Annotated in this window: 16 protein-coding genes; 9 read left to right on the forward strand and 7 right to left on the reverse strand. The window is 39.6% G+C overall.

Annotated features, from left to right (window positions below):
- The 3 genes from F580_RS25180 to F580_RS0122425 form a co-directional block, all read right to left on the reverse strand.
- Positions 1–3956 (reverse strand): Calx-beta domain-containing protein (locus tag F580_RS25180; protein ID WP_019030004.1); only part of this gene is annotated, 3956 nt, incomplete at its 3' end.
- Between the two features lie 380 nt (positions 3957–4336).
- The gene (locus F580_RS26525) at positions 4337–4474 is read right to left on the reverse strand and encodes a hypothetical protein (RefSeq protein ID WP_157443221.1); all 138 of its coding nucleotides are present in this window, start codon (positions 4472–4474) and stop codon (positions 4337–4339) included.
- 124 nt (positions 4475–4598) lie between these two features.
- Entirely contained in the window at positions 4599–6947 is a 2349-nt protein-coding gene (locus F580_RS0122425; protein ID WP_019030006.1) for a CHASE domain-containing protein, read from the reverse strand.
- A 206-nt stretch (positions 6948–7153) separates the two neighbouring features.
- Between F580_RS0122425 and tkt the strand changes: the two genes are divergently transcribed.
- The 5 genes from tkt to F580_RS0122455 all read left to right on the forward strand — a co-directional run bounded on the left by tkt (position 7154) and on the right by F580_RS0122455 (position 14535).
- Entirely contained in the window at positions 7154–9142 is a 1989-nt protein-coding gene (gene tkt / locus F580_RS0122430) for a transketolase (protein WP_019030007.1), read from the forward strand.
- Between the two features lie 234 nt (positions 9143–9376).
- Entirely contained in the window at positions 9377–10438 is a 1062-nt protein-coding gene (gene epd, locus F580_RS0122435) for an erythrose-4-phosphate dehydrogenase (RefSeq protein WP_019030008.1), read from the forward strand.
- A 377-nt stretch (positions 10439–10815) separates the two neighbouring features.
- Positions 10816–11994 carry a phosphoglycerate kinase gene (locus F580_RS0122445; RefSeq protein ID WP_019030010.1) on the forward strand — a complete coding sequence of 393 codons (1179 nt, stop codon included), beginning with the start codon at positions 10816–10818 and terminating at the stop codon, positions 11992–11994.
- 454 nt (positions 11995–12448) lie between these two features.
- Positions 12449–13513 carry a class II fructose-bisphosphate aldolase gene (gene fba / locus F580_RS0122450; protein ID WP_019030011.1) on the forward strand — a complete coding sequence of 355 codons (1065 nt, stop codon included), beginning with the start codon at positions 12449–12451 and terminating at the stop codon, positions 13511–13513.
- A 137-nt stretch (positions 13514–13650) separates the two neighbouring features.
- Positions 13651–14535 (forward strand): DUF481 domain-containing protein, encoded by an 885-nt coding sequence (locus F580_RS0122455; RefSeq protein WP_019030012.1) that lies wholly within the window; start codon positions 13651–13653, stop codon positions 14533–14535.
- Positions 14536–14566: 31 nt separating this feature from the next.
- Here the strand turns inward: F580_RS0122455 and F580_RS0122460 are convergent, their stop codons facing one another.
- Positions 14567–15145 (reverse strand): hypothetical protein, encoded by a 579-nt coding sequence (locus tag F580_RS0122460; RefSeq protein WP_019030013.1) that lies wholly within the window; start codon positions 15143–15145, stop codon positions 14567–14569.
- Positions 15146–15604: 459 nt separating this feature from the next.
- Here F580_RS0122460 and F580_RS0122465 point away from each other — a divergent pair, with 459 nt between their 5' ends.
- Positions 15605–15784 carry a hypothetical protein gene (locus F580_RS0122465; protein ID WP_019030014.1) on the forward strand — a complete coding sequence of 60 codons (180 nt, stop codon included), beginning with the start codon at positions 15605–15607 and terminating at the stop codon, positions 15782–15784.
- A 42-nt stretch (positions 15785–15826) separates the two neighbouring features.
- Here the strand turns inward: F580_RS0122465 and F580_RS26750 are convergent, their stop codons facing one another.
- The gene (locus F580_RS26750) at positions 15827–15964 is read right to left on the reverse strand and encodes a hypothetical protein (RefSeq protein ID WP_211215645.1); all 138 of its coding nucleotides are present in this window, start codon (positions 15962–15964) and stop codon (positions 15827–15829) included.
- A 290-nt stretch (positions 15965–16254) separates the two neighbouring features.
- On the opposite strand from F580_RS26750, the gene ettA reads away from it, so the two are divergent.
- The 3 genes from ettA to F580_RS0122480 all read left to right on the forward strand — a co-directional run bounded on the left by ettA (position 16255) and on the right by F580_RS0122480 (position 19121).
- Positions 16255–17934 (forward strand): energy-dependent translational throttle protein EttA, encoded by a 1680-nt coding sequence (ettA, locus tag F580_RS0122470; protein WP_019030015.1) that lies wholly within the window; start codon positions 16255–16257, stop codon positions 17932–17934.
- Positions 17935–18142: 208 nt separating this feature from the next.
- The gene (locus tag F580_RS0122475; RefSeq protein ID WP_019030016.1) at positions 18143–18505 is read left to right on the forward strand and encodes a PilZ domain-containing protein; all 363 of its coding nucleotides are present in this window, start codon (positions 18143–18145) and stop codon (positions 18503–18505) included.
- Between the two features lie 115 nt (positions 18506–18620).
- Positions 18621–19121 carry a glycine cleavage system transcriptional repressor gene (locus F580_RS0122480; protein WP_019030017.1) on the forward strand — a complete coding sequence of 167 codons (501 nt, stop codon included), beginning with the start codon at positions 18621–18623 and terminating at the stop codon, positions 19119–19121.
- Positions 19122–19248: 127 nt separating this feature from the next.
- On the opposite strand, the gene yoaA is transcribed toward F580_RS0122480, so the two are convergent.
- Both yoaA and F580_RS0122490 read right to left on the reverse strand, forming a co-directional pair.
- Positions 19249–21183, reverse strand: a complete 1935-nt coding sequence (gene yoaA, locus F580_RS0122485) for a DNA repair helicase YoaA (RefSeq protein ID WP_019030018.1) — start codon at positions 21181–21183, stop codon at positions 19249–19251.
- 163 nt (positions 21184–21346) lie between these two features.
- On the reverse strand, positions 21347–21667 hold the full coding sequence (locus F580_RS0122490; protein ID WP_019030019.1) for a hypothetical protein: 321 nt from the start codon (positions 21665–21667) through the stop codon (positions 21347–21349).
- Positions 21668–21799: the final 132 nt, after the last annotated feature.

Below are 21799 nucleotides of genomic sequence, written 5' to 3' on the forward strand. Positions count from 1 at the left end.
TGGTCTTGGGTCAGCACGATTGGCGCTTGCCCTGAAACCGTTAAGGTATCACCTGCAACCGCGTCAGCTGGAATGCCGACTACTACGTTAACCGTCGTGCGATTACCTAGCTCAACATTGCTTAATTGTTCGTTGTTATCGGTATCAGTTGTGATCGTTACCGTTGGTGCGCTTGTCGCATCAACATCGGAGCCAACCGCAGTATTAGTACCTTCATCTGATTCATTACCGGCAATATCGGTAATGGTGGCAGTGACGGTAGCACCTGGTAATACCTCAACCGTCACGCCGTTGTTAATATCATCGGCCGTTAAAATAACGGTTTGTACTGATCCGCCATCAACTTGATAAGTCAGGCTATCACCTGCAACCGTACCTGTTGGAATAGTAATCGTTGCAGTGATGGTGCCATCAACACCAACTTCCGCTTTGTTATAAAGGTTGTCGCTACCTGGTGATTCAAAGCTGACCGTCGGTATACCCGTTGCACTCGTATCAATTTTGGCACTGTCGGTGCCTTTGGCGGAGGTGTTACCTGCGATATCAGTGATGGTCGCATCAACGATTAACGCTGTACCCTCTGATGGCGCGGCTACCGTTGTTAATATCTCACCGGCGATGATATCAGCTTCAGTCAACACGATACCTTGACCGTTTACGGTCAAGGTATCGCCCTCAACAGCGCCAGTATCTTTCAGGCTGATGGTGACATTCACTTCACCCGCAAGCTCTGCATCACTAATGAATCCATCGTTATTGGCATCTTCTGTGATCACGACAGTTGGCGCACCTGCTGCACTCGTATCGAGTTTGGCACTGTCGGTGCCTTTAACAGAGGTGTTACCTGCGACATCAGTGATGGTCGCATCAACGGTTAGCGTTTCACCCTCTACTGGTACTGCTACGGTGGTTAAGACCTCACCGGCGGTGATATCAGCTTCTGTCAACACGATATCACTGCCGTTTACGGTCAAGGTATCACCCTCAACAGCGCCGGTGTCTTTCAGGCTGATGGTAACATTCACCTCACCGTCAAGCTCGGTGTCACTGATGAAAGCATCGTCATTGACATCTTCTGTGATTGTCACTGTTGGTGCTGCAGTTGGTGTGGTATCACCCACGGTAGCTGTTTTACTTGTTGTCGCTGATGTATTACCGGCACCATCAGTTAATGTTGCCGTGACTTCAATAGATTGACCATCGTCTGGACGCTCATAATCAAAGCTCAGTTCTTTGCCATCAATTTGTGCTTGTGTCAGCACGATTGGTGTTTGTCCTGATATCGTTAAGGTATCACCCGCAACCGCGCCGGCAGGAATACCTACTACCACGTTTACTACCTGACTATCACCGAGCTCAACATTAGTTAGTTGTTCATTATTATCAGTGTCAGTTGTGATGGTAACCGTTGGTGCATTTGGTAAAGCATCATTATCAATAATGCTCGATGTGCCAGTGGCTTTATTTTCACCGATATTGGCGTGAAGCGTGAAAGTTTCTGAGGCTTCAGAAATGCCGTCATCTATTGTATCAACGACAACACTTAACGCGGTAACACCAGCAGGAACAATGTAATTTCCATTGCCATCAGACTCTAAATATTGTGGATTCGATGCATCGCCATAAAAGACTTTAAGTGTTGATGCATCATAATCAGAGCCATCGGTTGCACTGCCATCTGCAAGTGACAAGTGAACAAGTACCAATGAATCAGATTTATCGCCAAGATCTTTACTGATATCTACGGTAAATACCGCTTGCTCACCTTCAGTGACTTCTGGAGCGCTAACTGTTAATTCGATTGGGTAATCATTATCAAAAATTCGTAACGTACCCTGCCCATCGTTGATAACAGCATTGGTTGCATCAGAAAGATTTATTAGTGCAAATTCAGGGGAGTCTTCACTAATGAGATCATCAGTAATTACGATTGAAATTGTCGCCGTTGTTTCACCTGGCTGGAAAGTAACTGTGCCAGAAGTTTCTTCAAAATCATCGCCAAATTTAGCGGAAAGTTCAGTGGTACTGTAATTTACCGTAATTACTTCATCACTTGCTTCGCTCAGTGTTAGGGTAAAGACCGCATCGCCTTGCCCTTCAGTAACAAGCACGTAATCAATATCAATGGTTGGTAAGTCTGAAGCAACACTATCGTTATCTTCGATAGCAAAGAGTATTGTTTCATCATAAAAATCATCACCTTTAATCTCAGCACGAAAGTACTCAGTTGGTTCAATAGTTACATCATCAAAAATAGGCACACGGATTTCAAGGCTACTATTTCCCGCTGCTAACTCAAATCCGAATATTGGACGAGGAATGCTGCCCGTTGTATCAATGGCAACAACAGTCATTGCATGCCAAGTAGTACCGCCATCGTTTGAGTATTCAAGTGGTACCGTATAATCATCGGCATATTCAGCCACTTGAATAATGCCATTTTCTATCACCGCATCTTTGCCAAGAGCGGCTAACTCTTCTGAGATTTGAGTTGTTAACTGTTCACTCAGCAACTCACTGGTAAAATTAATCTGTAATTGGGTATTACTATCAAACGTTAATGAACTGTTTAGGGTAAATTGATTGAATCCTACATCTTCTTTTACATCGGCAATGTCTGCAGATAGGTGGGATTTATAGCTATCTAAAGTCTGCGATGTCACCTCTTTACTAACGGTCCAATCTTCAACACGGTAATCAATAGCAAGGCCTTCTAGCGCTTTACCTGTTACCCCTTCATTAAGTTGGATCTCAAAGTTACCATCACCTAAATCAACCAGTGTACCTATGCTTTCAAAATTAGCAGATAATTTAACGTTATCAACAACCAAGTTAGCTGTTATGACTTGTTGGCCAACAGCGCCCACTAAAAGATCATTGGTTGTAAAAGTAATAACACCGTCTGCTTCGGCAAAATGGTAATTGATCAATCCACCTGGCACATCAATAGTATCGACTTCACGTTGGTCAGCACTGTCAGGAGCTCTTTCACCCGCTAACTCATCAATAGTTTGTGCAACGTGATCCATGGCGATCGTTTCAAAGGTATTTTCACCATTACCACTTTCGTCTTGCTCGGTGTCACGCGTGAATTCAATACCCACAGAAGCTAATGCCTGTGAGATCATCTCTTTACCAGAGGTAGTGATATCTAACACTTCACCCGTTGTTGGGTCAATATAGCCGGTAAATGCATCCAGAATAGCTTGGCTGATGGTGATATTTGTCGCGTAAGAACTATCGTTATCGATTAAATCATCAGTACTTAATATACCATTTTCACTGCTACTATCAGATAAATCATCATCTAATGCTTGCAGGAAAATAGCCATATTTTCAACATAGCTTGAGTTGCTATCAGAAAGTGAATTCCCTGCAATGTCTTGTAAAAAAAGAACATCTCCATTAATGGCATCAGCACTAAATTGGCCAATAATGACATCACCAATGGTGAAGGTTATTGTATCGCCAGCATTATATTTAAACTCACCCGCGGTGCCTGTATCGCCGGTCTTACCGGTTAACCCTGATGAAGTAGTATATGTTACGCCGGAAACAAAATTATCGGTAAACTGAGCCGTTAATGTCGAATCTGTTGTGACTGGGGTTACGTTCGAACTGAACGACTGTATATTGGTATCTTTTAAATCGTTAGTAATAAAATCAAGAGCAAAAGTGGCGGTTTCAAAATCAGAGCTTGCTAGTGTTTCACTAGCATCACGCGATACATCGACAAATACAGTACTACCACCATCATTTGCTTCACCAGCAGCTGTTTCAATATCCTCGATAGGGGTATCATTTTCTTCAATTGCAGCTTGTATGGCTTCAATTTCAGCGAGCACTTCAGCATCATCAACATCAGCGATTTTTACAGCGAGGTCCGAATTGTTCGACTGTTCATTTATTAGGATTTTATCGTTATTAACTTTATCTTTAATGATTTTATCAGCCATGATTCCACTCTTTTTTCGATTATTGTAATTCCATCAACAAATTCATTGTAGATAAAACGCATATTCTCGCGATATTAATGTATTTACACATTTATTACAATATTTCGCATAAAATCACAATCAAGAAAGAATGAGTTTAACCTATATTTTACTAAAGAAAATTACTTGCCTCACCCACAACACCGACACCACTGCCATTTATCATTCCCCGAAGAGAGACAGCTAATTTTCACTTTACGTAATAGTACCTTTACTAGATAAATTTCAGCTATTGCTGAATAAAAGGGCTAAAAGTGTTTACGCCAAAATGAAAAAAGCCCCGGTACTGAATCAGTAACGGAGCTTGAATTTCCATAGCAATTAAATAAATAGCGAGTTAGCTAATCATCAGATTGCGTTATTTCTACATCCATGTGGTCAGCGACTGAGTTACTACTCAGCATTGCACCAACTGCCATGATTAATACTGCAAACATCACGGTTGTTAATTTAAACCCTTTTGAGGATGAATTATTCATATTGTACCTTTGTCACAACCTGCTTGATTTATTATTAATTTGTACTATTTATGAGCAGGCACAATGACAGTAATGCATTATTTTTTTATTTACAAGTGCTTTTTTAATTAAGGAAACAATTAAATTAATCAACTATATCAAATATTAACCCTTGCTGAACTTCTTGCTGTTCAATTGATGAAATACTTACCCTAATAGATGCGTTTAAAACACCGGTGCCAGAACTTAATGTTGCGAAACTAGTATTGCCTCCTAACAACTGGCTGTATTTAATCGCCATTGCCATTGCTGTACTATTAGCGATAAATTCGTTGCTAGCCTGTTGAGGGTCCCCCTGGCTATATTGATTGGTTATAACAATATTTTGCGGCAACAAGGTGAAAAATAAGCTAGCGCCTGAGTCCTGGTGTTTATGTAGTTTGATAGCTAACCGTAACGCATTGGTCTTCAATAAATCGTGAGCACTTTCTATCAAAGCATGCAGTAATTTTTGTATATAAAGCTCATCGCTATTGAGGTAATGAGGCACACTGTCATCGGTGAGGAAAAACACCGACTTATCTTCATAGGCATTACTGGCTTTAAGTACTAATTCAATACGCTGTAAAAATCCATAAAAATCAAAACAATCTTCTTTGGCTACAACTTTTCCAGCTTCAATATCAGATAGATCCATCATAGTATCGAGTAATAAAGTCACATTACTCCCCGCATGGCCTATGCCCATGACTTCCTTATTGTTCATGCCTTTGTTCTGTAACTGTTCAACAAACGCTTTTATCGCCAGTAACGGTAAGCGTAATTCTTTATTTAAGGTCTGTAAAAAGTAACTTTTAGCGATATTTTTTTTCTCTGAAATTTCTTTGGCTAAAATAAGTGCCCTAGTTTTGCTATCAACTTGCTGGCTTAGCTCACTTGAATAGGCTGCCATCATCAATACCAACATTTGAAATAATACCGCGCCTAATGTTACACCAATAATAACCGCCCAAGCTTGCCAACTTTTTGGTTGACTAAACCAAGGCTCTTTTTCAGCCATAGTAACTTGCCAAACCCGTGAAAAAACAGGAAATGAAATGGTTTGGGAATAGCGATTAACCTTAGGTATTGCCTGTCCAAACAATATTGAGGGTTCACTGTTGGTTATGTCTTGAATAAAAACATTAACATCTTTGACATCTTCTGTAGCAAGATGTTGTAAGAAGCGATCAAGTTGCACTACCACGACCACAAAACCTAATAGCTTTTCTTTTTTAGTCGGTGTTATCTTATTTTCTGCAACATATTGATTAGCGCCACTACTACCCGATGGAACGAAAACAGCATAACTAAATAATATACCCGCTTTGGCCGTATTATCCTGCACCAACGTAATCGGTGCACTCGCAATGACTTGCTGACTATCAACAACCTCCTGCATAGGTAATACATGCTTAGGATTACTATAAACATCTAAACCTAAAGCAGCCTGATTACCGTATTTTGGATAGATATAATACAAAGGGGCATATTGATTACGAGGCCCAGCAAGCGCCATTTCGCCATTCATTAAGCGCTCTTTAATTTGAAATTTTTGTTGTAGAACTTTGGAGCCCCTTTGCTCAAATTTTTTGCGCTGAGCAAAGGGGACAATGGGAGCCCACTCTAACGCCCTGACACTCGAAGGTGTTTTAAAAGTATTTTCACTGAATATGTTGAACTCTGCTAATGAGATATTATTACTGGCTTTAAAAAAAGCCGAAAGGCTATTAATTTGGTTCACTACCGCGGAAATTTCAGCAAGAATCAACCGTTGTATTTCAATTTTTGACTGCTCAAATTTAACTTGTCTCGCATGCTGCTGTTCGTACTGAGCCGTTTGAAGTAATAGTAGAATAGCAAAGACACCTAAGACTGAAGTACAGCCGACAAATAAGCGTTTAGTTAATTTAAGCTGTTCCGCATTTTTCACCAGTAATAATAACGGAATAAAAAACACCGCCACTAACATGCTCGCCGACCAAGTATTAATAAAGGTATAGAAAAAAGTGCCTTGCATTACTTGATTATCAAGCATAGCTAACACTAATGCTGCGCTAGCAGAAACAAGACTCGCGATAGGGCCAATACGTAATAAAAAGAAGAATAAGTACTTTCTTGAAATTAACCACGTCTTATTGTGAATAAAACTAAAAACCAGCTGTTTAGTCCAAAATCCTTGTAAAATAATGGCTAAAATAGCAATAGTCATCACCGCTAAATCAACTTCAAGTTGAAAGTAACTACCCAGGCTATACGCCAAGAATGGGCTAACCAAGAGTAACGCTATGAGTGGCGTAATACCCCACATCAATATTAAACCACTGGCAATTGCTGCCGTAGGGCCAACAAAACTCACTACAGACTGAGGCTCAATCAGCCATGTTGTGCCAAAAAAAATCGCAATGTAGATAATGGCCGAAATAAAAAAACGCGCTAAGTGGGGTTGTATCATAGAGTATTATTCAAGAGTGGTAGAGTTAGTCCGTTAGGTAAAAATTTATGCACTTTTCAACCGATACTAGCACTATATTATGCTAATAATTAACCACTTCACAAAATAATATAAAGAATTGCACAATTTAATTTGCGCTGTGTGCTTGGGTAAGCGAAAATACGCACAATTTTTATTCTTTCAAGACTATCAGATCAGGAGCTATTATGTCATCGCGTCAAGAGCTAGCAAATGCTATCCGTGTATTAAGTATGGATGCCGTACAAAAAGCAAAATCAGGACACCCTGGAGCCCCTATGGGGATGGCAGATATTGCCGAAGTATTATGGCGTGATTTTTTAAAGCACAATCCTGCTGATCCTAACTGGGTTGACCGCGATCGTTTTATTTTATCCAATGGCCATGGTTCAATGCTGATTTATTCATTATTGCATTTGTCAGGTTATGATTTATCAATCGATGATTTAAAAAACTTCCGTCAATTACATTCAAAAACTCCAGGTCACCCGGAATACGGTTACACACCCGGCGTTGAAACAACCACAGGTCCATTAGGCGCAGGTATTGCTAATGCTGTTGGTATGGCCATTGCTGAAAAAACCTTAGCAGCACAATTTAACCGTGCAGATCACGATATTGTTGACCATTTCACTTATTGCTTCTTAGGCGATGGTTGTTTAATGGAAGGACTCTCTCATGAGTCTTGTTCTCTTGCCGGTACGTTAGGCTTAGGAAAACTAATTGCCTTTTGGGATGACAATGGCATTTCAATTGATGGTGAAGTTGAAGGTTGGTTTACTGATAATACCCCTGCTCGTTTTGAAGCATACGGTTGGCATGTTGTTTGTGTTGATGGTCATGATCCACAAGCGATCACTAATGCCATTGAACAAGCAAAATTAGTGACTGATAAGCCAAGCATGATTTGTTGTAAAACTATCATCGGTTTTGGTTCACCAAATAAATCAGGTACTCATAATTGTCATGGCGCACCATTAGGTGATGAAGAAATTGCCGCAACACGTGAGTTTTTAAACTGGTCACATGAACCTTTTGATATTCCAAGTGACATTTACGCGCAATGGGATAGAAAAGAAAAAGGTCAAGCAAGCCAAGTTAGCTGGAATGAAAAATTTGCTGCTTACCAAGCTGCATACCCTGAACTGGCTAGCGAATATGAACGTCGTGTTATTAAAGGTGAATTACCCGCAGAATTTGAAGAGAAAGCCAATGCTTTTATTCAACAATGTCACGAGAGCAGTGAAAATATTGCCACGCGTAAAGCCTCTCAAAATGCTATTGAAGCCTTTGGTAACGTATTACCAGAAATGCTCGGTGGCTCAGCTGATTTAGCCGGCTCTAACCTGACTTTATGGTCTGGCTCTAAGGGTATTGAAAAAGACCCCGCTGGCAACTACATTTTCTACGGCGTACGTGAATTTGGTATGAGTAGTATTATGAACGGTATTTCATTGCACGGCGGCTTTATTAATTACGGTGCTACTTTCATGATGTTTATGGAATACGCACGTAATGCGATACGTATGTCAGCATTAATGGGCATTCAAAACATTTTTGTTTATACCCATGACTCTATTGGTCAAGGTGAAGATGGTCCAACGCATCAACCTATTGAGCAATTAACTAACTTAAGAACTACGCCAAACTTAACAACATGGCGCCCATGTGATGCAACTGAGTCTGCGGTTGCTTGGAAAGCTGCGGTGCAAAGTCAAAAATCGCCAACCGCTTTAATATTTTCACGCCAAGGTTTACCGGCAATGACTCGTACCCAAGAGCAAGTAAGTGCTATTGAAAAAGGTGCTTATGTACTGGTTGACTGTGCTGGCACACCTGATGTTATTTTAATGGCAACAGGCTCTGAAGTTGCTTTAGCAGTTAACGCCGCAACAGCATTAACTGAGCAAGGTAAAAAAGTACGAGTTGTTTCTATGCCTTCAACGAATGTTTTTGATAAGCAAAGCAGCGACTACAAAGAGTCAATCTTACCTATGAGCGTAACTAAACGTGTTGCTATTGAAGCGGCACATGTTGATTTTTGGGCTAAGTATGTCGGCCTTAGTGGTGCAGTTGTAGGTATGACTACATTTGGTGAGTCAGCTCCAGGCAATGTATTACTTGAGCACTTTGGCTTTACCGTAGACAACGTTGTAAACACGGTAAACCAGCTATAACCTAGTAAACGAAAACTGCCATAAGTATTATTGACGGTACTTATGGCATAAATTTCAACTATAAGCAGTTATCACATAAGCTAGTGCTTTCTATTATATTAGAGCAACCTCTAAAGTTACCATTTCACTAAAGCTACTGTTAACCTAGGTCATCCGATAACGTTATCGTTCAAGTTATTGCTAAAACTTTAGCTTAGGCTATTGCTTAAAATCATCCGTATAATGAAGTAAATTATGACAATTAGAATTGCTATCAATGGCTTTGGTCGTATCGGCCGCAGTGTAGTTAGAGCGCTTTATGAAAGCAAGAAAACAGACCTATTCACTTTAGTTTCGATTAATGAGTTAGCGCCTTCTTCGGGTATAGCGCATTTATTAAAATACGATAGTACCCACGGTCGATTTCCTTTTAGTGTTAGCCAAATCGATAACCAACTCGTTATCGATGGTGATGAAGTCGCCCTAACTCACATAGATAACCTAACGAGCTTACCTTGGCAGCAACAGGGTATTGATATTGTCCTTGATTGTACGGGGAAATACGGCAGTCGAGCCGACGGATTAAGCCATATTAACCGTGGTGCTAAGAAAGTATTATTCTCCCACCCCGGTAGCCAAGATGTTGATGCGACAATCATCTATGGCATTAACCATCAAACGTTAAGCTCAGATGATCGTATTGTCTCCAATGGCTCATGTACGACTAACTGCATAGTGCCAGTAATTAAGGTGATTGATGAAGCCTTTGGCGTCGAAAGTGGCACCATTACGACTATTCATTCATCAATGCATGATCAGCAAGTTATCGATGCTTACCATAAAGATTTACGTCGTTCTCGTGCAGCAAGTCAATCAATCATACCTGTTGATACTAAGCTTGCTGCGGGTATCGAACGAATATTACCTAAATTTAAAGGCCGTTTTGAAGCCATCGCCGTGCGTGTACCAACACTGAACGTTACCGCCATGGATTTAAGCCTTACGGTCAATAGTGATGCCAGCATTACCGACATCAACCAAGCAATACAAAAAGCAACCGGCCAACATGATTTATCAGGCGTGCTCGATTACACCGAAGAGCCTTTAGTCTCAATTGACTTTAATCACGATCCGCACTCTTGTATTGTTGATGGTAGCCAAACACGGGTTAGCCATAAGCGCTTAATTAAAATGCTTATATGGTGTGACAATGAATGGGGTTTTGCCAATCGCATGTTAGATACTGCGTTGGCCATGTCCCAAGCGACAAACGACAAACGACAAACGAATACAACAGTAAATAAACACTTTATCTAGAGCAATAGCGATAAAATAATTTTTATAAAACAGTGCTTATACCCGTTCCACTTGAAGATGCATGATTCAGCTGGAATTAGAAACGCCTTTAGGCAAGGCATTGATTGAAGAGAATGGTTGTTCCCTTCTCAAAATCAATAACGCAGCATAAAGCGTTTCTAAACCAGCCCCTTGGGGAAGGCTGAGCAAATCATACTCTGCGTTACATTTCTTTTTAAGGGAATCACCCTTAATAAAAAAATGTGCCTTGATTATGAATCGCTCAGACTTCCTGAAACGAGCATCTTCAAGTGGAGCGGGTATATAAAGCAAAAATTATAAAGCCGCCTTTATCGCTCTTGAACATAATTTACCGACAGTGAAAGTAGGAAACAACAATGTCTATTATCAAAATGGCTGATCTAACATTAGCGAACCAACGTGTGTTAATTCGCGAAGATTTAAATGTACCGGTAACCGATGGAAAAATCACCTCAGATGCACGTTTACGTGCAGCATTGCCAACCATAAAACTTGCTCTAGAAGCAGGCGCAAAAGTAATGGTTATGTCTCATTTAGGTCGTCCAACTGAAGGCGAACCAGAAGAGAAGTTCTCACTTAAGCCGGTTACAGATTACTTAAGTGCTGCATTAAACTACCCGGTACGTTTAGTCACTGATTACTTAGACGGTGTTGACGTTGCTGTGGGCGAATTAGTGGTATTTGAAAATATCCGCTTTAATAAAGGCGAAATGAAAAACGATGACGCCCTAGCTAAGAAATTAGCCGCATTATGTGATGTTTTTGTTATGGATGCCTTTGGCACCGCTCATCGCGCCCAAGCAAGTACTCATGGCGTAGCAAAATTTGCAACTACAGCTTGTGCTGGTCCATTACTTTCAGGTGAATTAGAAGCCTTAGGTAAAGCGTTAGACAATCCTGCTCGCCCCTTAGTAGCGATTGTTGGTGGCTCAAAAGTGTCCACTAAATTGACAGTACTTGACTCTTTAGCTGGCATTGTTGATCAGCTAATCGTTGGCGGCGGTATTGCCAACACTTTTATTGCTGCCCAAGGTCATAATGTCGGCAAGTCATTATATGAAGCTGGCTTAGTTGCAGAAGCAACGCGTTTAACTCAGCAAGCCCAAGCGAATAACGGTGATATTCCCGTGCCTACAGATGTCGTTGTTGCCACTGAATTTTCAGCGTCTGCATCTGCGACATTAAAACCGGTTAATGAAGTCACTGCTGACGAAATGATTTTTGATATTGGCCCAGATTCTGTAAATGCATTGGCTGATATCATAGCCAACGCTGGCACAATTGTGTGGAACGGCCCTGTTGGCGTATTTGAGTTTGATCAATTCGGTCAAGGAACCAAGATGATTGCCCAAGCCATTGCTGATAGTGCCGCCTTCTCTATTGCTGGTGGTGGCGATACCCTGGCTGCCATCGATAAATATGGTATTGCTGATAAGATTTCTTATATCTCTACCGGTGGTGGCGCTTTCTTAGAATTTTTAGAAGGTAAGAAGTTACCGGCAGTAGAAATACTAGAGCAACGCGCAAAATCATAATTTTTCTCTAACTTACTCAGAGTAACCCACTAACGGTTAACGATGAGTCAGAGATAAAACAAAAACGAGGGCCTTGTTTAAGGTGCTCGTTTTTTATGTTCAGAGTATGCTCAAGCCAATGAAGAAAAGTAAAACAGGAAAAGAAACGAAAGATTTTCAATAAAAATCACCTCAAAACGAAATCAAAACAAAATAAAACCGAAACATAAACGAAACTTACTGTTATACTAGTGTAGTAAAACAACCATAATAAACTCAATAAATGTACTAAAACAGCCTTAGGTACAAATATATCTTGTAATATTCGAACAAAATACAAGTTTTATATCCATTACCGCTAAAAAGACAACTTTAACAAATTTATTCTGTAAGATAAGCGGTCTCTTTGCTATAATTCCGTTATCAAAATAAAAACTTTCAACCTCAGCAACAAAATTTATCTAGGAGTAAGTAAATGGCTTTAATTTCAATGCGCCAAATGCTCGATCATGCGGCAGAATTTGAATACGGTATTCCAGCATTTAACGTCAATAATTTAGAGCAAGTACGCGCAATCATGCTTGCCGCTAGTGATACTGATAGCCCTGTTATCATGCAAGCATCTGCAGGTGCCAGAAAATACGCCGGCGCACCTTTCTTACGCCATTTAATTCTAGCTGCTATTGAAGAGTTCCCAAATATCCCAGTAGTTATGCATCAAGATCACGGTACTTCTCCTACTATTTGTCAACGCTCTATCCAACTAGGTTTTTCATCAGTAATGATGGATGGCTCATTAATGGAAGACGGTAAAACACCAAGTAATTATGAATACAATGTTGCTGTAACTCAACGTACTGTTGAAATGGCCCACGCTTGTGGTGTTTCTGTTGAAGGTGAATTAGGTTGTTTAGGTTCTCTTGAAACCGGTATGGCTGGTGAAGAAGACGGTGTTGGCGCAGAAGGTATTTTAACAAAAGAGCAAATGTTAACCGACCCTGAAGAAGCGGCTGATTTTGTCAATAAAACCCAAGTAGATGCACTGGCAATTGCCTGTGGTACATCTCACGGTGCTTATAAGTTTTCTCGTCCGCCAACAGACGATATCTTAGCGATTGACCTTATTAAAGCGATTCATCAACGTATCCCACATACTCACTTGGTTATGCACGGCTCTTCATCTGTTCCACAAGAATGGTTGGCTGTTATTAACGAATTTGGCGGAAAAATACCTGAGACTTATGGTGTACCTGTTGAGCAAATTCAACAAGGCATTAAACATGGTGTACGTAAAATCAATATAGATACTGATTTACGCCTTGCTTCTACTGGTGCTGTTCGCCGATTTTTAGCACAGAACCCAAGTGAATTTGATCCTCGTAAATTTTTACAAGTATCAACTAATGCTATGTATGACATTTGTAAAGCTCGTTATGAAGCATTTAATACTGCTGGTAATGCGAGTAAAATCAAGCCTATAAGTCTTGATGGCATGTTCGACCGTTACCAAAGCGGTGAGTTAAAAGCTATCATCAAGTAGTATTATTGATACAAAACAGTTACAAAAACTGTTCATTAAAAGGGCTTCGGCCCTTTTTTTATGCTCGAAATAAACAATCAACTTAGGTATAATCATCTGAATATTCCACGTTTCATTTCTGTAAGTATAACTTCAAGATGTTTTTTCGCTTTATTCTATTCCCTATATTCGCCCTTTATTGCACTTTACCCGTGTTGGCTTTCGCTCAAGAGCAAGAAAAGCAAAGTAACTCTGCTGATGCTTCTGACATATTGTTTAGCCTAGAAAAAGCTGATGAATCACAACAGCCCACTTCAGGCACATTGTTCACCGCCTCCGCACAACTTGGTTTTCTTTACTTAACAGGTGATACCCGAAGTGCCGATATTAAAACCGGCTTAGACTTACGCTTTGAAAAAGGCCTGTGGCGAAGTTATTTTCTTTTTGACCTTCTGGTTAAAAAAACAGAAACTGAATCTGTGATTAATGACAATGAAATCCGCAAAGCATTTGACACCACAGATCAAAAGTGGAGCCTCAATTCGCAAACTAACTACACCGTTGACCCGATCAATAAAAACTATATTTTTGGTAATTTCTTTTATGAAGAAAACCGCTTTTCTAGCTTTGATTCACAAGCATCAGTCTCGACTGGGTGGGGTCGTCGTTGGTTTGAAAATAAAGTAGCCAGTTTTGATGCCGATATAGGTCCTGGTTTTAAAAGAGATGTTACACAAGTCACTAGCCAAGAAATGAAAGAAGGTATGAGAAGTAGAACGCAAGACACCCTCATATTACAGGCACAAGCACTTTATATAAGAAAAATGAATGACAACATTGAGTTTAAGCAGCTATTAGTGATTAAACACGCAATGGAAGTAGGACAAAATAGTATTTATAAAGCAGAAAGTTCAATCACCAGTCGATTGATCGGCTCGCTGCAATTGAAACTTAGCTTTATCATTGATTACAACTCAAAAGTAGATGACGATAACGAAAACTTAAATACCGAAACCTCAGCAGTACTCATTTATACCTTTTAGCCGTATTAAAAAACTTAACGAAAAGGCCATTTTAGCCAGTTAACTCGAATGAATGCTGTTTAAATTTTTGTAAATCATCAGCGAGAAATTCAATGTTTTTCTCATCAATCATATAAGTAACAGTACAGATTCCTGATTCATTAAATTCATAACAGATACATAGAAAGGGTACTCCCTGGGTATTGCTATATAAGCCAAATTTAAAGGTAACACCATTCATCCACTCAGAGACATACTCATTAATCGGTTCAATGGTTAAATAGTTTGTCGGCGTTACTTGAGCTCGCCAGTGCCTATATTTATCAATGGCAAATTCAACTTCATCAACCTCTGACTCATTGATCCACAAAGAATAAGTTATATTAAGCCCACTTGCATAACGGCTATAACGGGAGCCAATGCCCGGTGCCGCATACAATAACGTACTACCTGTGACTAAACCCGTCTGAGCTATTTTCAGACTCGTTTTTTTGTTCAGGTAACCTTCTATCTTGTTGCTGTATTCAGTGAAACTGACTTGGGTATTTTCTTGGCTCTCAGTGTATGCGCCGATTGAACCACAACCAGTTAAAAACAATACAAAGGGGATAATTACCATGTTAATTTTCATTTTATGTTTTCTATTTTTATTATTAAGCTTTGAGCTGAGCCAATGATTTACTTGCCACTCAATTTAATGCCGTTATTAAAAGCTATTCTACCTATTGTTAAAAAGCACAACTGTTGAAAATCGTCAAATTTACGTGAACAACTGTTACGGTACAGTTAGCTGTTTAACCATAAGCACGTGACTATTTTTTCTATTTAATGGCTCACAAGATAACCATTTTTGATTTTGATTTTGATTTTTTAAATTTCCCAATATCAGTACATGACAATCCTCATATTGGGATTTAATGATGACTCAATTAATGAATTAAACACTAACATATTGTTATATATAGGAAAAACATAGTGGCACAGAAGTAGCATTACAAATAGAGTAGAACAATGTTAATTAACATTAAACTCATTCATTGAGAAAAAATTAGCACTCAACAATGAATCAATTGACAGTAAAGGGATTATTATGAATTCGATTAAAACACATTTTAGTAAAATGGCACTAGCGTTACTTTTTTCGGTAACTGGCATGTTGCTTAGTTTGTCAGCGCTCGCCATGGTAACTGCAAATAACGACGTTAAACATGAACAGCATACAATTGAAGTTAAAGTAGATACAAAAGCTCATCCAACGCATATATTGTAATAGACATTGATAACTCTGTAATAAACGTTACTGGACCAACGGCTAGTTACCTGATAAAAAAACACCATGAGAAATGGGCAATGTCTTGTTATAAATAGCGATAATGACAAAGTCATCGAAATTGAACATTCGAGCATTATTGGCGTCAGTATTATACTTAGAATTAAAATTGTAATTCATAACGGTTACAGTGCTGAAAATTCAGACTAAATTCAACAAGCACTCGATGCAAAAAAATAGCGTTATCTAGTGCTAATATACTTAGAGCAATACATAGCTTCAGCTTAAATTTAGTCACGACTTTGCGCCCAGCTAATCAAAAAACATCGATGTATATTAACTCCCCAAATAGCCTACCTTATATTCTATTTACATCTAAAGCTTAAATCACCTCAATCACATTTGCTTGCCATGCCTCTTTCACCTAAAATATCGGCAAGTTAAACTCCGTTCAAACAAAAGGTTTTCATATGGCTCAGCCGTTACCAGATAAATTCATCATGTCGATGAACCGTGTTTCGAAAATTGTTCCACCGAAACGCACAATTTTAAAAGACATATCCCTTTCTTTTTTCCCTGGCGCAAAAATTGGGGTACTCGGATTAAATGGCTCAGGTAAGTCTACATTGCTTCGTATTATGGCTGGTGTTGATACAGAATTTGAAGGTGAAGCCAAAGCATTAGCCGGTACTAAAATTGGTTATTTACCCCAAGAGCCGGTACTAGATGAAGATAAAACAGTCCGTGAAATTGTTGAAGAAGCAGTATTTGAAGTTAAAGATGCTCTTACACGTTTAGATGCCGTATACGCGGCCTATGCCGAAGAGGATGCTGATTTTGACGCGTTAGCTAAAGAGCAAGGTGAATTAGAAGATATCATCAACACTCAAGATGGCCATAATATTGATAACGTGCTTGAGCGCGCCGCTGATGCCTTACGTTTGCCACCTTGGGAACAAAAAATCGGCATTTTAAGTGGTGGTGAACGTCGCCGTGTGGCACTTTGTCGTTTATTATTGCAAAAACCTGACATGCTATTACTAGATGAACCAACTAACCATTTAGATGCTGAATCTGTTGCTTGGTTAGAACGCTTCTTACATGATTACCCTGGTACTGTGGTCGCAATCACCCATGATAGATACTTCTTAGATAATGTTGCTGGTTGGATTTTAGAGCTTGATAGAGGACACGGTATTCCTTATGAAGGTAACTACTCCTCATGGTTAGAGCAAAAGGATGCCCGTCTTGAGCGTGAAGGTAAAACTGAAAGCGCCCTACAAAAAACCATCAAGCAAGAGCTTGAATGGGTACGTTCTAATCCAAAAGCACGCCAGTCTAAAAGTAAAGCCCGTATGGCTCGCTTCGAAGAACTTAGCAGCCAAGAACATCAAAAACGAAATGAAACCAACGAGCTTTACATTCCACCTGGACCACGCCTTGGTGATCAAGTTTTAGATGTTGTTAATTTAACAAAGTCTTTTGGCGATAGAGTACTCATTGACAATTTAAGCTTTAGCGTGCCTAAGGGCGCGATTGTTGGCATTATTGGGCCAAACGGAGCTGGTAAGTCTACTTTATTCAAAATGATGTCAGGTGCTGAACAACCAGATTCAGGTGAAATAATCTTAGGAAAGACGGTAAAACTGGCCAGTGTCGATCAATTTCGTGATGATATGGACAACAGCAAAACTGTTTACCAAGAGATATCCCAAGGCCATGATATTTTAAAAATTGGTAATTTTGAAACACCAAGTCGTGCTTATGTCAGTCGTTTTAACTTTAAAGGTAATGATCAACAAAAAATTATCGGGCAATTATCAGGTGGTGAGCGTAACCGTGTTCATTTAGCTAAGTTAGTACAAACCGGTGGTAATGTATTACTACTCGATGAACCGACCAATGATTTAGATATAGAAACCCTACGGGCATTAGAAGAAGCCTTATTAGAGTTCCCTGGTTGTGCCATGGTTATTTCGCATGATCGCTGGTTCCTTGACAGAATTGCCACGCATATTTTAGATTATCGTGACGAAGGTCAAATCAACTTCTATGAAGGTAACTTTACCGATTATGAAGCATGGTTAAAGAAAACTTTAGGTCCTGCAGCGACAGAGCCGCACAGAATTAGATACAAAAAAATAGGTTAATCACTAAATTTAAATAGCGGTTATTAGCACCTTAGTAACTTTGCTGTTGTCAGTGATTGATTTAACCGTTAAAAGTCCAATTAAAGCCAGTTAAAATTTTGATTTTAACTGGCTTTTTTGTGTTCAGTAACTTTTTACTTTTCAATAAAAGGGGGCTATGCTAAAGACACACAATAGATAAGATTATTAGTCAGCTTGGAAAATATACATGGAAAATAGACGACAATTCACTCGCATTTTATTTTCAGTAAAAGCCGAGATTAAAATTGAAGAAAAAACATACCCGGTATCTATTCATGATATTTCACTAAATGGTGCCTTAGTTACCGCCATAGACAGTGAGCATTCATTAAAAGGTAAGCTCGGGACCTTGCATTTTATACTGTCAGACCAAGAGTCTGAGGTAATAATGAATATTGCTATTGTTCATGAAGAAGAGCATGAGACAGGTCTGCAATGTAATGCTATTGATATAGATAGCGTTACCCATTTACGCCGCTTGGTTGAACTCAACTTAGGCGATGAAGAGCAACTTAATAAAGAGTTAAGTCAATTGTCGCGTATCAACTAATCACGTATAAATTAAGCACGTATAAATTAAGCACGTATAAACTAGGCACGTATCCTTTAAGCACGAATTAAATACGTTTTTTCCTTATAAACACAATGATCCTTTAGGAGTATTAATGAATCATCTAGTCATCTCTTGCATTGGCCCAGATCAAAGCGGCCTAGTAGATACCTTATCGACAATCATTGCCAAACATCAAGGCAACTGGCAAGTCAGTAGTTTGCATCATTTATCGGGTTTTTTCGCCGGCGTTATTGAAGTAGCAGTGGCAAGTGAACACTCTCAAGACTTAATAACTGAGTTAAAAGGCATTAACGGTTTAAGTTGCCAAATTGAATTAGCAGAGCCTAATCTACCGAAAGTAACTAGTAACTTAGTACTTGAAATTACCGCTAATGATAGAGCAGGCATAGTACAGGAAGTCTCCTCTGTTATTCATCATCAAAGTGGTAACCTGATTAAATTAGTCAGTTCAAATAGCAGTGCTGCTCATAGTGGCCAAGATATTTTTAAAGCGAAAGTTCAAATTGCCATTGCTGATAAGTCTATTGATGACCTGATCAGTGCTTTAGAGAAAATTGCCGATGACTTGATGGTTGATATTTCTCGCCCGTAGTTATTGCAAATAATTAAAACAAATACTAGGCTTTCAAAAAACGATAACCTAACCGTTTATTTCTATGCCACTTAAGCTAATCAGATTAACTCATGCGCTGTCATAATAGTCAACGGTATAAATGCTATTAAGATAAGGATTCCAAGAACTTAGCGGCTTCATTAATATCTCGACTACGTTTCATATCGGGTAAACTTTTTAAGAATGTTTCACCATAAGGTTTATTGACTAACCTATCATCACAAATCACTAAGACACCACGGTCACTGACATCACGGATAAGTCGCCCTACCCCCTGCTTTAATGCAATTACCGCCTGTGGTAATTGAATTTGTGTAAAAGGCTCGCCGCCTTGTCGCCGAACATCTTCACAGCGCGCTTGCAGTAAAGGATCATCGGGTGAAGCAAAAGGCAATTTATCAATAATCACACAAGTGAGCTTATCACCGCGAACATCAATGCCTTCCCAAAAACTTGCGGTAGCCAGTAATACTGCTTTGTCTTGCTCAACAAATTGCTCAAGCAACTTGCGCTTAGCCATCTGACCTTGCACTAATAATGGGTTATCAATAGCTTCCGATAGAATTTCAGCTACCTGATGCATTACCCGGTAACTGGTAAAGAGCATAAAGCAGGCACCTTTACTGGCTTTAATCAGTGGCTGTGCCAACTCAGCTAATTTCAAGGCGCGATTTTTATCATTTGCTTGCGGTAAATAACGAGGTACGATCAGTTGAGATTGAGTATGATAATCAAAGGGGCTATCAAGCAGAAGTTGCTTAGCATCTTGTAAGCCTAAATGCTGGGCAAAGTGATTAAAGCTATTATCAACAGCAAGCGTTGCTGAAGTGAATATCCAGCCAGCGCCGGACTCTTTAACGACAGCACTAAACTTATCACTCACCGTTAACGGAGTTTGATGTAATACCACACTGCGCGGCGTAGTTTCATACCAAAAGCTCATGCCATAAGCTTCAACATCGGCCATCACTTCGTATTGGGCAAGTAAGTTAACAGCACGGTCAAAACAATTATCAATAGCTTCATTTCTTGAAACGCAAAGCTTTATCACTTGATATAAAAAATCTAAATCAATTTTTAAGTTAGCAAATTTTTGCTGAAATTGAGCTTGTTTATGCTTTTCTCGCCAATTACCGCGTTCAGGATCGTAATTAAATAGCAAACGAAATTCTTGGCAAGTTTTCTGTAGCTTTTCCGCTGCTCGCCCTAATTGCTTAACATCGGTCAAGCTACTGCGATGTACTTGTAATACATCGGTGCACAAATCAACCAGTTGCTTACTAGAGAATGCCTCACCAAAGTACTCACTGGCGATATCACCAATTTGATGAGCTTCATCGAAAATCATCACTTGTGCCTTAGGAATAAGCTCACCAAAACCGGTATCTTTTAAAGCCATATCAGCAAAAAACAGGTGATGATTAACGACAATGATATCGGCCTCACTGGCTTTTTTACGGGCTCTAACTAAGTGACATGCCTCATAGTCAGGGCAATCTCTGGCTAAACAATTATCTAATGTACTCGTTACAAAGGGAAAAATACTGGAGTCTTCACTAACATTAACCAACTCGCCAATATCACCACTTTGCGTGCCATTTGCCCAGGTTTTTATTTTAACCAAATCCTGCAACATTTGGGCATCCAGTTGGCCACGACTGTCTTGGTACTGAGCTAAACGGTAGTTACATAAGTAGTTAGCACGTCCCTTTAATAAAGCCACTTGCGCATTACTGGCTAGCGCTTTTTTAATTAACGGAATATCTTTATGAAATAGCTGTTCTTGCAGATTCTTAGTACCGGTTGATACTACTATTTTTTTTGGATTTTTCGGATCTAACGCTAAAAAGGCCGGGATCAAGTAGGCAAAGGTTTTTCCGGTACCCGTACCGGCTTCCACGATAAGTGATGATTGTTGCTCAATTGCATCAGCAACATCCAGTGCCATATCGATTTGAGCTTGACGAGGAGAAAAGCCTTTAATGGCTTTAGCTAAAGCGCCTTCTTGGGAAAAGGCTTGGCTAACTTTGGATGCGGTCATTTAAAACGAAAAGGCACAAAGAGAAATTAATGCTGAGAGTATACTTAAACCCGTTCTACTTCAAGATGCATGTTCAGGAGCACAGAGAAATTTCACTTTTAGGCGCACCAATACAGTCATGGCATTCCCTTACAAATTGGTGTAGAGCGGGTTGAACTACAGTTTAGGCATAAAGGTCTAAGTTTTTACCTTTACTTTTATGGGTAGTTTTCTTTATGTCTGAACTATTTTCTTGCAACTCCACACTTGTTTCTTTACTCGTATTAGCACTATTGGAGTTTTCTTCTTTGCCATCAGTCTCTTGCTCGCTGTTGGCATATTGATCTGCTTCGCTGGTGAAATAATATTCATGGTTTTCAAGGTGATTAGTATCTTGGCTAAGTTTGCTGTTAGCCGCATCTTTAAGCAGAGCCTTAACCTTTAGGCTTGCTGGCTTAATCGGCACTGCGACTATACGCGCTAATTGAGTGGTAAAAATATCCATACTTAATCCCCCTGCAGTTTTAGACCGATTGATAAATAAGTAACTTATAGAGCTAAGGTATAAGTTAAGATCTCTACCTTTTATCGACTATTCATTAAGAACCTTTAACGAAGAAACCTTCACTGGTGCCAA

This window comes from Colwellia piezophila ATCC BAA-637 (assembly GCF_000378625.1).
Classification (GTDB): domain Bacteria; phylum Pseudomonadota; class Gammaproteobacteria; order Enterobacterales; family Alteromonadaceae; genus Colwellia; species Colwellia piezophila.

Bases quoted from the DNA above. Each gene is read 5' to 3' on its own strand.
- F580_RS26525 (WP_157443221.1), bottom strand. From the start codon at position 4,474: ATGAATAATTCATCCTCAAAAGGGTTTAAATTAACAACCGTGATGTTT.
- F580_RS0122425 (WP_019030006.1), bottom strand. From the start codon at position 6,947: ATGATACAACCCCACTTAGCGCGTTTTTTTATTTCGGCCATTATCTAC.
- tkt (WP_019030007.1), top strand. From the start codon at position 7,154: ATGTCATCGCGTCAAGAGCTAGCAAATGCTATCCGTGTATTAAGTATG.
- epd (WP_019030008.1), top strand. From the start codon at position 9,377: ATGACAATTAGAATTGCTATCAATGGCTTTGGTCGTATCGGCCGCAGT.
- F580_RS0122445 (WP_019030010.1), top strand. From the start codon at position 10,816: ATGTCTATTATCAAAATGGCTGATCTAACATTAGCGAACCAACGTGTG.
- fba (WP_019030011.1), top strand. From the start codon at position 12,449: ATGGCTTTAATTTCAATGCGCCAAATGCTCGATCATGCGGCAGAATTT.
- F580_RS0122455 (WP_019030012.1), top strand. From the start codon at position 13,651: ATGTTTTTTCGCTTTATTCTATTCCCTATATTCGCCCTTTATTGCACT.
- F580_RS0122460 (WP_019030013.1), bottom strand. From the start codon at position 15,145: ATGAAAATTAACATGGTAATTATCCCCTTTGTATTGTTTTTAACTGGT.
- F580_RS0122465 (WP_019030014.1), top strand. From the start codon at position 15,605: ATGAATTCGATTAAAACACATTTTAGTAAAATGGCACTAGCGTTACTT.
- F580_RS26750 (WP_211215645.1), bottom strand. From the start codon at position 15,964: ATGAATTACAATTTTAATTCTAAGTATAATACTGACGCCAATAATGCT.
- ettA (WP_019030015.1), top strand. From the start codon at position 16,255: ATGGCTCAGCCGTTACCAGATAAATTCATCATGTCGATGAACCGTGTT.
- F580_RS0122475 (WP_019030016.1), top strand. From the start codon at position 18,143: ATGGAAAATAGACGACAATTCACTCGCATTTTATTTTCAGTAAAAGCC.
- F580_RS0122480 (WP_019030017.1), top strand. From the start codon at position 18,621: ATGAATCATCTAGTCATCTCTTGCATTGGCCCAGATCAAAGCGGCCTA.
- yoaA (WP_019030018.1), bottom strand. From the start codon at position 21,183: ATGACCGCATCCAAAGTTAGCCAAGCCTTTTCCCAAGAAGGCGCTTTA.
- F580_RS0122490 (WP_019030019.1), bottom strand. From the start codon at position 21,667: ATGGATATTTTTACCACTCAATTAGCGCGTATAGTCGCAGTGCCGATT.